Source organism: Mucilaginibacter sp. P5_A6, assembly GCF_056400585.1.
Map to the genome: position 1 here is coordinate 1 of NZ_JBFUKZ010000046.1, position 11,887 is coordinate 11,887.

Below are 11,887 nucleotides of genomic sequence, written 5' to 3' on the forward strand. Positions count from 1 at the left end.
GTGAAGCAAGGTCTGTTCTTATACCTTTTAAAGCATAAGCCTTATTTGCACTGTAAAACAAAATTGGAACAGCAAAGCGGTTAATTGGCTTGCTATACTCAGGGTAATACGTTTGACTGGTATGATCAGCAGTTATGACAAAAATTGTGTTACTGTACCAGGATTGTGTTTTTGCGTAATTAAAAAATAATCGGAGCGAGTTGTCTGTATATTGTACGCATTTATCAATTGTAAGCGGGCCGCCTTTAAACCTTGCATGGTATTTTTCGGGAATCTGGTCCGGATCATGTGATGATAAAGTAAACAAAGTAGCCATAAATGGCTGTTTTTGCCCGCTAAGGGTTTTGCCCATAAACTGAAAAAATGGCTCGTCCCAAATACCCCAAATGCCATCATAATCTTGGTCGTTGTTGTATTCCGTTCTGCCGTAATAATTTTTAAACCCTAAAATATTACCAAATCCCTGGAAACCCATAGATCCGTTTGCCGCGCCATGGAAAAATGACGTTTGATAGCCTAAACTATCGCAGACAGACACGATGGACTGGATTTTTTGTTTCGCATAGGGTGATGAAGTAAAGGCCGTTTGAAATGACGGAATGCCAGCTAAAACGGACGACATGGCATGAATAGATTGACGGCCATTGGCATAAGCATTGGTAAATATTAAGCTGCTATCGGCTAATGAATCTAAAAAGGGAGTGTACGATTTAAAATCGGGTATAGCGGCATCTTTGTTCATGCAGCCCCAATACTCTCTTCCCATACTTTCCAATATAATAATTACAATATTGGGCTTCACAGCCGGGTTGCCGTTATATTGTTTTACCGGCTTAATGTTAGCATTGATATAGTTTTCGTCTGTCCAGTGTTCAATTTTAAAATTGTTGCTGCTAAGCGTTCTAAAAATTGCAAAAGGAGTATTTAATACTATATCGCCCTGGTTTGGAACGGTGACATGTTTATAGGCATCAACCATGTTAATTGGCCTGGTACTGTGTGCAAAATCGCCCCTTATTCCCCCGATAACTAATGCAAAAGCAACCAGGAACGCTACCACCGAGGAGTAAAAATAAGCGCTTAAATTTTTTATTGCGTGGGGCTTAACTTTTACCCGGTTATACAGCCAGATCCAGCAAAAACAACATAATATATAGATGATAATTACATACCAATATGCGTCAGAAAAATGAGTAAATAACGCCTTTTTGTTACTCTCGTCGGCAAGCACATCAAGCGTAGCTTTGGTTGACCGAACCTGGCTGAAACGATAATAAATAATATCAACAAAATTTGTGGCATAAGCCAGCAGGTTTGTAACGAAATATAAAATTGTAAGGCCTTTTTGATAATTAGGTCTTGTATTGATGGTTAACGGGAGAATGCTTAAAACAATAAATAAACTGTTAATGTACAATAGCGCAGTGGTATCAAAGGCCATTCCGTGATAACACAACTTTAATAAAGCAGAAAAATCATCAACAGCAAAAAGATTTGTATTAAATGCAAAAAATAAGATCCTGCTGATAAAATAGAATAAATAGCCTAATAATATGCGGTATAAAAGGACCTTATATTCACCCAATCTAAATTTAATCTCCATTAAAAATATTGTTTTTACTTACCGTTAAATTGCGTTGGGCACGAGATGATATTAAACCCTGTTCGGGAATGAACCTTGATATGCCTTCGCTTAATATGCCGGGAATTTGTTAAAAAGCGAATGTAAATAAAAAAACAAATAATTATTAAGTTATTGGCTGTTGTTGCAATATGGTCTGCACTTGCAAGGTTTTATTTACATTTTATTTACAAATGCTTCATATGGTTGCAGGGAACCACTATTGTAATATGTTTCTTACAAAAGGAATAATATTTTTTGTGAGATTTCATCGATATTTGGTTTTATCAGTCGCACTGACTGTATTAAACCAATTTACCTGTACTCCACGAAAATATTATAGTGACGGCCCGATGCCTGCATCAGCTGTAACTTCGGGATCAAATAAAATCAACTATCTAAATTATACAACTATTATGGAAAAATCACGTCGAACTTTTATCAGGCAGGTCGCATTAGTGGGGGCCAGCACATTACTCACCAAAACCGCGTGGAGCGCCAAAAGCTACAAACGTATTATCGGCGCTAATGATCGTGTACGGGTTGGTGTTGTCGGATTTTCTGACAGGCATAAAAGTTCGCATATTCCCAGCTTTATGAACCACTGTAAAGAACTTAATTTTGAAGTAGTTGGTGTGTCGGATATCTGGAAAAGACGCAGGGAAGAAGGCGCGGCTACCTGGAAAGAGAAAATGCAGAATGATGTAAAGGCATACCGCAACAACGAGGAATTATACGACAGCAAAACGGTAGATGCAGTATTTATTAGCACCGCCGATTTTCAGCATGCACGGCATGCTATTGAAGCTGTAAAGGCTGGATGTGACGCTTATGTGGAAAAGCCTTTTGCCGAAACCATGGAAGATAACCGCGATGCCCTTAAAGCCATCAAGGAATCGGGTAAAATAGTACAGATAGGTTCGCAACGCAGGAGCGGGGCCAATTACCATGCCGCTAATGATTTTATCCACTCAGGTAAATTTGGCCCCATTACTATGGTTGAATTAACCTGGAATGTTAACCAGCCGGGCCGCTGGCGCCGACCAGAGCTGTTAGGCGTGTTAAAAGAAGCCGATACCGATTGGAAACGCTTTATCATGAACCGCCCGTACGAGGCGTTCGACCCGCGCAAGTACCTGGAATATCGTTTGTTCTGGCCATATTCGTCGGGGTTAGCCGGCCAGTGGATGAGCCACCAGATTGATACTGTACATTGGTTTTCGGGAATTAAACATCCGCGCAGCGTAGTTGCCAATGGTGGTATTTACATGTGGAAAGATGGCCGCAGAAACTGGGATACCATTTTTGCTGCCTTTGATTATGGGCCACTGGATGACCCTTCAACAGGCTTCCAGGTAACCTTTGGTTCGCGCATGCATAATGGCGATGAGCATCCCTCAGAGATCTACTACTCAAACGGCGGTGAATTAAACCTGATAACCAACAAGGTTTCGCCAAAAGGAGGTTTAACGCAAAAAATGGCTGCGGCCATGAATATGCAGGCCAACCTGCTGCCGGAGGTTAGCCTGGCAAATACCGAACAGGTAGTTGCTTCGGCCAATACAGGCGGCGATGTGCTTACATCAAACCATGTGCGTAACTGGATGGAATGCATACGCAGCCGCAAACAGCCCAATGCGCCCGTTGAAGCAGGATACAGTCATTCTATAGCTACTATTATGACCAATGCGGCTGTACGTACCGGCTATAAGGCCACATTTGATGAGAAAACACAGGAGGTAATGGCGAATGGTAAAATATTTAAATATTAATAAGTAATTATGATGAACAGGTTCAAAAAATTGGGGTTTGTTATAGGATTAACCGCTGTGACTTCGGCAGCGTCGGCTCAAAAAAATGAGCAGGTAAAGGTATTGAAGTCCGCAAAAGAACAAAAGGTAGAGGTTTTTATTGGCGGCAAGCTGTTTACCAGTTTCCTGTATCCCGATAGTCTTGAAAAACCGGTATTATACCCCCTGCACGCGGCTAATGGCAGCGTTGTTACCCGTGGTTTTCCGCTTGATCCTAAACCGGGCGATCCGACCGATCATCCCCACCATATTGGTCTTTGGTTTGATTTTGAAAACTTAAACGGGCTTGATTTCTGGAACAATTCATATGCTATCCCCAAAAGYAAAAAGAATTTATACGGCTGGATCCGTACCGACAAAGTACTGGAGACTAAAAGCGGCACAATGGGCGTATTAGCTTATCATGCTAACTGGACCAACCAGCAGAAATACGTAATTTTAGAGGAGACCACGCGTTTTGAATTTAGCGGCAGCGGCAACCAGCGTATCATCGACAGGGTTACTACCTTAAAAGCTGATACAGATGCTGTTTTTAAGGATGCCAAAGACGGAATGCTGGGGCTGCGTTTAGCACATGAATTACAGATGCCCACTACCGAAGATCAGAAATTCACCGATGATAAAGGGAACGTAACCATTGTTAAAGGTGGTACGGATAAAGTAGCCAGCGGCAATTATTTAACCAGTGCAGGCAAAACAGGAAACGATGCCTGGAGCACCCGTGGCGTATGGTGCAAAGTTTTTGGTAAAATGGGCGCCGATTCGGTAAGTATCGCTATAGTAGATCACCCTGCGAATCCAAATTATCCTACATTCTGGCATGCCCGCGGGTATGGCTTATTTGCGGCCAATCCCCTTGGCGAGAAAATTTTCACCAATGGTAAATCAGAAAAAAATCTGCACCTTAAAAAAGGAGAATCGGTAACCTTCCGTTTTCGTGTAGTAATTAACAATGGCGAACAAACCGTTAGCACTACCCAGCTTGATGGGCTTGCTAAAGATTTTGCTAAAAAATAATTTTTGCTGCCTGCCATAACAAGTTGTACAGTCCCAGACTTACGAAGTTTCTAAAACTTCGTAAGTCTTTCGCCGGCTGATGGCTCCTCGCTATGCTTTATGAGCTTACTAATCCCTGTTCCAAAAAGCCGGAGGTTCAATCCCCAACGACCGCAGGTAAACATAACCCTGGGCCCTGTGGTGGATTTCATTATCAATCCAGTAAAAAATTATATCGGATGTTACACCCTCATACGCTCCAAAAGCCAACATCATTTCATGAAACTGCTGTGGCGGGATCTGCGGCCAAAGGTGGTTGATGGTATCCGTTACTTTATCCCACCTGTTTAGGATTTCTTCTTTTGTATTTGCCAGGGATTTTCCGGAATGGTGATCCAGTTTATCTATTGATGTAGGCGCATCTTTGAAAAGATCCTGGATCCCCGCATCGGCTATTTCCACTATCTCGTTTATCATGTCCGAAAAGGGGCGCATTCCACCAATCGAATATTCAAATAGCTTGTCTTCCGGAAAAGCTTCAATTACCTGCCTTGTTAAGCGGCGATGACCTTGCCAATGATTTAAAATGGCGTTAGGGGAGGTGAACCCTTCAACTGCGTTGCCTGTTTGCTGTTTGATTAGATTGTTTTCCATTGTCTGTTTTGCTTTTAAACGATTTCACAACAAAGAAAAGCAGCGCTAATGACAGCCCTATGTCAGTAGGGAGAAAAGATATTCTGAGAAAGTTTCGCCCCACGTTGGAGCAAGTAAAAAAAACACTAACTAATAAGCTAACGGTTTTCTGTGCACTGCGCGGGACTTTATTAGAATTATTTGAAAGTATGTTATTGATAATCAATGCATTAATAGATGTCTGGAACTGCCTATCAAACCCCATTGGGTTATTTGTCGATTGACAACCATTGAGCGAAGATTAAAATCCCTTAATTTTGACGGCTCGAGTTTTAATTTTAATTGATTAGCGAAGTTAATCTATCTTTGGGGCTTAAATTTTCAAATTATATTTTCATGGCAAAAGCATCCGAAATTAAAGTAGGTAATATACTACGCTTCAACGGCGAACTGGTAACCGTAACAGAAGTACTGCATCGTACACCAGGCAAAGGCGGAGCATTCTATCTGGATAAGTTTCGTAACATAAAAACAGGAAAAATTGTTGAGGCCCGTTTAGCCACCGACGAGCAGGTTGAAATTTGCCGTGTAGAAACAAATGATTTTCAATACCTGTATGAAGATGGCGAAGCCATGGTGATCATGGATAACACCACTTTCGACCAGCATAATATCCCCAAAGCGCTTTTCGGGCCCGCGGTGAAATTCCTGAAAGAAGGGATGAGCGTGATCGTTTCGTTTGAAAGCGAAGAACCGATCATGGCGGTAGCACCCAACTTTGTGGAGCTGGAAATTACCTACGCCGAACCTGCCGTTAAAGGTGATACCTCATCGGGCGCGCTGAAAACAGCGACTACAGAAAACGGAATAGAAATTAAAGTACCTCTCTTTGTTAATCAGGGCGATAAAATAAAAGTTGATACCCGCACTGGCGAGTACGTTGAGCGGGCTAAATAGGTAAACACCTATCAATTTACTATTAAAACATAAAAAGCTCCTTAATTATTTGAGGGGCTTTTTATATGTTGCGCTGAATTTGTGCATTCCTTAGAACACTTGACATTGAATTAGAATACCCCAACGTTGAATTATATAACGTAATGTTTCCAATGAATGAATTTAAATTATTACTGCATGAATGGGTAGATTTTAACCGGAAATACAATAAAGATATTTCTTAACATTTCCTCGCCGTCCATTAAAGCACAAAGGCGTTGTCATATTCAGTCAATGGCCTATTAAAAAGTGCGGAAGAAGGGACTGTATTAGAACACTTGGCAGGTATTTTAAAGGTGATCGAATCTATTTTAAATACGCACTAAACAATTTGATTTAGTTAATTTTAGCAACAATCATTATGTCGCACTATGAAGTCGCACTATGAATAAACAACAAACTGAGGAAATTATCCAGATACTTATTAACAAGGATGTTAAATTTGAAAGTGGCCTAACGGATGACGAGACTTTAAAAATAGAATTGACATTCGATGTTAAATTTCCACCTGATTATAAATTATTTCTGCAAACAGCGTTGCCTATTTCAGAAAATTTTGTGAATTGGAGACAGGGGTTACATTCAAAAGCAATCTCAGACAAAATATTTTCAACGCTTGCCTGGCCGCTGGATGGACTGTTATTCGATATAGAATCAAACAATTTTTGGGTTGATACTTGGGGCAATATGCCCAATAGTTATGATGAAAAAGTATTAATAGCAAAACAACATTACACAAGTTACCCTCGACTAATACCAATTTATTCGCACCGATATATTCCAGGTCAACCTGATGAATACGGGAACCCGATTTTTTCAGTTTATCAAATGGACATTATATATTATGGATATGATTTAGCTACATATCTCGCGAATGAATTTAATTTTGCTCTGCCAAATAATTTCACTTTTCCTGAAGAACCTATAAGAAAAATTGAATTTTGGAGTGACTGGGTAAACGGTAATTAATATGATCAACTTTTGTTAAAACAGGACTGGAACCAAAGCATCTTCATTATCGGTGTTATATAGTATTTAAACAAAAAAACAGTCAAATTGACCGGGTTTTAAACTGCTGTGCGGAAGATGGGACTATATTAGAACACCTTGAGGAACTTTTGAATGTAATTGAGAAAATAATTAAGTTTGAGAAACACCAAGATCATAAACATAATGGCATATAATTACAGCTTAACTTGGCTTACTAATAAATTTGATCAAGGCGAAATACTTAAATTCTTGTTTTTTTGGGGACATTCAAACACATTAAAAGAGGACGTTGGTAAATTTTGCTTTAGCCAATGGTTTGAATTGCCGTTCATAATTGATGGGATAACCTATAAAACCGCCGAACATTGGATGATGGCTAATAAAGCTTTATTGTTTAATGATTCAGGTATTTATCAAAAAATTATAAATGCCAAAAGCCCTGGTGAGGCAAAAGAATTAGGAAGACAGGTGTTAGGATTTGATGAACAGATTTGGATTGCAAACAGATACGACATTGTTGTAAAAGGCAATGTACATAAGTTTAATCAGCATCCTCCATTTGCAGATTTTTTAATAAATACAAAAGACAGGATATTAGTTGAAGCAAGTCCTATTGATAAAATATGGGGCATTGGTTTATCTAAAGATGCGGAACAAATCGACAATCCATATTTCTGGAATGGCCAAAACTTACTGGGTTTTGCGTTAATGGAAGTTAGAGATTTTTTTACAAAATTTGGATATTTTAACTACTTGGAAAGCACGGTACCCCCACCATGGAAAGTTTATCCTAAAATTGACCCGCCTGATATGTTTTGGCGTATGGGAAAAGGAGAAGATGCTTTGTCTGCATTTTTTAAATACTATAATTCGCTTACAGAAAGAGATCGAACCATCTTTCGCTTATCTAACTCAACTCCATATAGTTGGAACAATTTTTACGACTAATAACTAAATATCTTATACTAAAAGAGCCGTTAACTTATCCAGTTAACGGCTCTTAAACTGTTGTGCGGAAGAAGGGACTCGAACCCCCACGCCTCGCGGCGCCAGATCCTGAGCCTTGATAAAACCTAAAATCTATACAATAGATTATTGATCTGTTTTTTTTCGTAAAGCCATGGCTTTGGCATTAATCTGTTCTACGCTCATGCCTTCAAAAATATTTCGCTGCCACAGGGTATAGTCAAATGGATCTCTATTTAATAAAGTAATAAAACGTTCCRCATTTACTTCGCCTAAAGCCTCCAATAACGCACCTAACCCCTTTTGCTTAATTTCTGTGTCTGTTATAGTTATCATAACTCTTCAATTACATTGATAAATTCAATCGGGTTGAATACTTTGATCTCGTTCAAATTCTTCATTTTTTTGTGAATGAGGTCGTCGGTTGTCAAAAAATATTCGCAATCCGTTTCTATCGCACACGCCATATGCAAAGCATCTTTTGCTTTAAGCCCCAGTTTGACGAAATTATTAGCTGTTAATAAAACAGCTTCTGTCTCCTCGATATCAATGGCCGATAAATTCTTCCATTTTTTAATTGTATATCTTCTTTCAAAAAAAGGGTTAGCTTCATTTTCAAAATCGAGTATATAAGACCAGGCTAATTCAATTTTCTCTGCCCTTATCATCAACTGAATATAAAGTTTAGCGTCTGTTTCCAGTTTCACCCGTATGCCGGATTGATCATCAAATGGCCTGTTAAAGCAGCAGTTATCGAGATATATCCGCATATATTCAAATATACTAATAGAAGTGGTGTTTTAGCAAATGTGGATAAACATGAAATAAAAACAAAAAGCCCGATCAAATTGACCGGGTTTTAAACTGCTGTGCGGTAGGTGKAACTGTATTGGAACACCTTGAATATCTACAATTGATAATCCAAAGCTATTCTTCAATATATTTATCCTACAAGCAAACCTATTTTTCTATTTTAGTTATTTATAGGGTATTCAATTTGATTGTATGGCTTTCCTTCAAGGATAGATTGTATTGAGTTACTAATTGCATCTAAATTATTTTGTTTGTTATTCGTTACTAAAATAATTGTGAAATTAGGATTGCTGATTAGTAAGGCTTGATAATTGAAAGCAGCACCATCGTGTGTATGATTTATTACTTTACCCAATTGAATATCTCCTTCTCCAAGACCAGTTTGATTTCCTTTGGAAAAAGGATTGAAAAGTTCCAGCGTTGATTCAGGAGTAATAAGTTTAAATGAATTAATTGCTTCAGACCACTTATAAAAATCTTTTAAATTTAATGCGGTCCAGCCTGAAATATTATATTTAATAATATCCTGTTTACCTTCATTATTAAATGATTTAGCAAAGAGTTTCTCTTTTTCATTAGGATCGACAACTCCATTTTTTATTCCGATAGGTTGAAGTATTTTTTTCATTACAAAAGAATTGAAAGACATATTGGAAATTTTTTCTATGATTCTTCTCTGTAGAAATACATTATTGTTATTATAATCATATTTTGTTCCTGGTTCAAAATCAAGAAATGCAGTTTTTTTTAATTGCATCATATTTTCAGAATCTTGATTAACTTCATTCCATTTTATTTGTGGAAGACCACTTGTATATTGAAGTAAGTGAATGATTTTAATTTTGTTTGCCCAAGAAGGTAGCTCAGGTAGAAACTTAGAAATTGAATCTTCAAGTTTTAATTTTCCTTGCTCTTTAAGCATCAAAATGCCGACAGCATTAAATTCTTTTGCAATTGAACCGATATGAAAGCGATACTTTTTATTTAATTGAATTATGCCACTTGCGTTTGCTTGTCCAAAGGCTTTCTCATATATTATTTTCCCATTTTGAGAAATTAAAATGTTTCCGTTAAATACTTTTGACTTATGTGCTTTTTCAAATAAACTATCAAGATTTTTTTCTTTTTGGAAGGATTGACTGTAACAATTACTACAAGTTATTAGCAAAATAGTAAAAAGTAAAATTCTAGTTGTTTTAATTATATCCATTATATGAAATTTCAATTACTTGATGATTCCGATTGTCCCGTTAGGCATACCTCGAAAGCCTCTTAGAGAAATCTGAGGGGCTTTTTTATTTTATTGCCGATAGCTTGCCGGCCTTATCTGAGGGGGTATTTGTTATTCTAATGCAAAACAAATACTTTTTTTATTCCCCACAACAATTCTGCTGGATCCCCTATAATCGGTGTTATATAGTATTTAAACAAAAAACCCAGTCAAGTTGACCGGGTTTTAAACTGCTGTGCGGAAGAAGGGACTCGAACCCCCACGCCTCGCGGCGCCAGATCCTAAGTCTGGTGCGGCTACCAATTACGCCACTTCCGCATTAGGATTTTTAACAGGTCGCAAAGATAGCGTTTTAAGGTAAATTATAAAACATAATTTTAGTTTTTTATCTATCTGTCTCATTACTTTACTGTTAATTTAATTGCAGGTATTATTAAGGATGTATAAGCCCCACCCAAACTTCCCCGGAGGGCTACTGTGTGTACACATCTTTTAGATTCTATCGATACTTAAAAAACGGTTGTCATTTCGAGCGAACCAGGGAGGGAATTGAGCGCTGGAGTGAGGAGAAATCTTCTACACCCTGCTCTAAAGCACGCATGGCTGACTGTCTGTCGCATAAGATTTCTCTTTCGCGCCCCCGTTTTTCCCCCTTTCGCTCAATCGAAATGACATTTTCTTTTATTAAAAAGATGTGTACACACGGTAGGTCGTTTAGAGGGGAATCATTACCTCAATGACAGCGGCGTATGTGTTCCGGGAATGTATAAAAACATTGCTGAAAAATTTTAATTTTCCGAACAATTTTAAAACTCGCTTGTACTAAAGAAGCATCATATACCGTAAATAATTATGACCAATACAGTAAACTATTATATTAAAAAAGACAACGGCGCTGCCTTAAATATCATCATTGAACCGGTGCTAACCCAGGCCGCAAATAACCACCGTGATTTTACCGGTGTGTACGCGTTATACAAAGGCAACGATCATGGAGAAGCGCAGCTGTTAGAGCTCCAGGACATAGCCCCGGAAATAGGGGATAGCCTTCCTTTATTGGACAATGTGAAAAATCCTGATTTTTTAGGCAGGCTAACTTATAATGCCATTAAGTTGAAATGGGAATACACCGGCGGAACGCTATCAGCAAAGGAACAAGAGCAAATTGTAGCGTTTATACAAAGCGCGAAATAATATATAAATTTGCCTGCTCATTTTAAATAAAAACTATTGTACTCCCGCGATCAAGCATCACAAATTAAACAGGCATTCTGGACCGCCTTTGGTCAATATATTGCACCACAGCCATCGGCAGATGGTTTAAAAATAAACTGGATAAATTATAAAACAGGCATCAAACACCTTAACTTTAAAATGCAGGCCGATAACCGCTCGGCTTTTATCGCTATTGAAATCTCGCACCCTGATCCCGGCATCCGTGAACTCATATTTGAACAGTTTAAGGAGCTTAAAGCTGTATTTAATTCAAGTATTGAAGAGGAGTGGGACTGGCAACTTCACACTACCGACCAAAACCACAAAACCATAAGCCGCATCATCAAAACCCTGCCTAACGTAAGCATATTTAATCAAAACGACTGGCCCGCGTTGATCTCATTCTTTAAACCCCGCATCATTGCCCTCGATGATTTCTGGAGTACCGCAAATTACAGCTTCGGGATATTTAAGTAGATAAGATTGCAAATGTGCAGATGTAAGATGTTGTTTAAAAATAAATAAACAGACCGTCATTGCGAGGTACGAAGCAATCCCTAACTATACAGAGCAGACTATTAAGGTTCGCTCTGCTCATCGGGGATTGCTTCGTAC

12 protein-coding genes and 1 tRNA gene are annotated in these 11,887 nt (G+C 38.5%); 7 read left to right on the forward strand and 6 right to left on the reverse strand.

Annotation, left to right across the window (positions count from 1 at the left end; translation table 11 throughout):
- Positions 1 to 1,603, reverse strand: a 1,603-nt coding sequence (locus AC1DO4_RS26895) for an LTA synthase family protein (protein WP_477420852.1), incomplete at its 3' end; no start/stop codon positions are given.
- A 434-nt stretch (positions 1,604 to 2,037) separates the two neighbouring features.
- Here AC1DO4_RS26895 and AC1DO4_RS26900 point away from each other — a divergent pair.
- Both AC1DO4_RS26900 and AC1DO4_RS26905 read left to right on the forward strand, forming a co-directional pair.
- Positions 2,038 to 3,393, forward strand: a complete 1,356-nt coding sequence (locus AC1DO4_RS26900) for a Gfo/Idh/MocA family protein (RefSeq protein ID WP_477420853.1) — start codon at positions 2,038 to 2,040, stop codon at positions 3,391 to 3,393.
- Between the two features lie 9 nt (positions 3,394 to 3,402).
- Entirely contained in the window at positions 3,403 to 4,449 is a 1,047-nt protein-coding gene (locus tag AC1DO4_RS26905) for a DUF6807 domain-containing protein (RefSeq protein WP_477420854.1), read from the forward strand.
- A gap of 108 nt (positions 4,450 to 4,557) precedes the next feature.
- Here AC1DO4_RS26905 and AC1DO4_RS26910 read toward each other — a convergent pair whose 3' ends face one another.
- Positions 4,558 to 5,082 carry a DinB family protein gene (locus AC1DO4_RS26910; protein WP_477420855.1) on the reverse strand — a complete coding sequence of 175 codons (525 nt, stop codon included), beginning with the start codon at positions 5,080 to 5,082 and terminating at the stop codon, positions 4,558 to 4,560.
- Between the two features lie 375 nt (positions 5,083 to 5,457).
- On the opposite strand from AC1DO4_RS26910, the gene efp reads away from it, so the two are divergent.
- The 3 genes from efp (at position 5,458) to AC1DO4_RS26925 (ending at position 7,995) form a co-directional block, all read left to right on the forward strand.
- Positions 5,458 to 6,018 carry an elongation factor P gene (gene efp / locus AC1DO4_RS26915; protein WP_477420856.1) on the forward strand — a complete coding sequence of 187 codons (561 nt, stop codon included), beginning with the start codon at positions 5,458 to 5,460 and terminating at the stop codon, positions 6,016 to 6,018.
- 423 nt (positions 6,019 to 6,441) lie between these two features.
- Positions 6,442 to 7,026, forward strand: a complete 585-nt coding sequence (locus AC1DO4_RS26920) for a hypothetical protein (protein ID WP_477420857.1) — start codon at positions 6,442 to 6,444, stop codon at positions 7,024 to 7,026.
- A 204-nt stretch (positions 7,027 to 7,230) separates the two neighbouring features.
- Entirely contained in the window at positions 7,231 to 7,995 is a 765-nt protein-coding gene (locus tag AC1DO4_RS26925) for an NADAR family protein (RefSeq protein WP_477420858.1), read from the forward strand.
- Between the two features lie 144 nt (positions 7,996 to 8,139).
- On the opposite strand, the gene AC1DO4_RS26930 is transcribed toward AC1DO4_RS26925, so the two are convergent.
- The 4 genes from AC1DO4_RS26930 to AC1DO4_RS26945 all read right to left on the reverse strand — a co-directional run bounded on the left by AC1DO4_RS26930 (position 8,140) and on the right by AC1DO4_RS26945 (position 10,375).
- Positions 8,140 to 8,349 carry a hypothetical protein gene (locus AC1DO4_RS26930; RefSeq protein WP_477420859.1) on the reverse strand — a complete coding sequence of 70 codons (210 nt, stop codon included), beginning with the start codon at positions 8,347 to 8,349 and terminating at the stop codon, positions 8,140 to 8,142.
- Positions 8,346 to 8,783, reverse strand: a complete 438-nt coding sequence (locus tag AC1DO4_RS26935; protein ID WP_477420860.1) for a hypothetical protein — start codon at positions 8,781 to 8,783, stop codon at positions 8,346 to 8,348. Before AC1DO4_RS26935 ends, AC1DO4_RS26930 begins: the two co-directional genes overlap by 4 nt.
- 203 nt (positions 8,784 to 8,986) lie before the next feature.
- The gene (locus AC1DO4_RS26940) at positions 8,987 to 10,036 is read right to left on the reverse strand and encodes a serine hydrolase domain-containing protein (RefSeq protein WP_477420861.1); all 1,050 of its coding nucleotides are present in this window, start codon (positions 10,034 to 10,036) and stop codon (positions 8,987 to 8,989) included.
- A 257-nt stretch (positions 10,037 to 10,293) separates the two neighbouring features.
- Positions 10,294 to 10,375 (reverse strand) — tRNA-Leu (locus tag AC1DO4_RS26945).
- A gap of 534 nt (positions 10,376 to 10,909) precedes the next feature.
- Here AC1DO4_RS26945 and AC1DO4_RS26950 point away from each other — a divergent pair.
- Together AC1DO4_RS26950 and AC1DO4_RS26955 are read left to right on the forward strand one after the other, a co-directional pair.
- Complete coding sequence (locus AC1DO4_RS26950) at positions 10,910 to 11,251, forward strand: hypothetical protein (protein ID WP_477420862.1); 342 nt, start codon at positions 10,910 to 10,912, stop codon at positions 11,249 to 11,251.
- A gap of 36 nt (positions 11,252 to 11,287) precedes the next feature.
- Positions 11,288 to 11,749 (forward strand): DUF4268 domain-containing protein, encoded by a 462-nt coding sequence (locus AC1DO4_RS26955; RefSeq protein ID WP_477420863.1) that lies wholly within the window; start codon positions 11,288 to 11,290, stop codon positions 11,747 to 11,749.
- Positions 11,750 to 11,887 lie beyond the last annotated feature (138 nt).

Bases quoted from the DNA above. Each gene is read 5' to 3' on its own strand.
- AC1DO4_RS26900 (WP_477420853.1), top strand. From the start codon at position 2,038: ATGGAAAAATCACGTCGAACTTTTATCAGGCAGGTCGCATTAGTGGGG.
- AC1DO4_RS26910 (WP_477420855.1), bottom strand. From the start codon at position 5,082: ATGGAAAACAATCTAATCAAACAGCAAACAGGCAACGCAGTTGAAGGG.
- efp (WP_477420856.1), top strand. From the start codon at position 5,458: ATGGCAAAAGCATCCGAAATTAAAGTAGGTAATATACTACGCTTCAAC.
- AC1DO4_RS26920 (WP_477420857.1), top strand. From the start codon at position 6,442: ATGAATAAACAACAAACTGAGGAAATTATCCAGATACTTATTAACAAG.
- AC1DO4_RS26925 (WP_477420858.1), top strand. From the start codon at position 7,231: ATGGCATATAATTACAGCTTAACTTGGCTTACTAATAAATTTGATCAA.
- AC1DO4_RS26935 (WP_477420860.1), bottom strand. From the start codon at position 8,783: ATGCGGATATATCTCGATAACTGCTGCTTTAACAGGCCATTTGATGAT.
- AC1DO4_RS26940 (WP_477420861.1), bottom strand. From the start codon at position 10,036: ATGGATATAATTAAAACAACTAGAATTTTACTTTTTACTATTTTGCTA.
- AC1DO4_RS26950 (WP_477420862.1), top strand. From the start codon at position 10,910: ATGACCAATACAGTAAACTATTATATTAAAAAAGACAACGGCGCTGCC.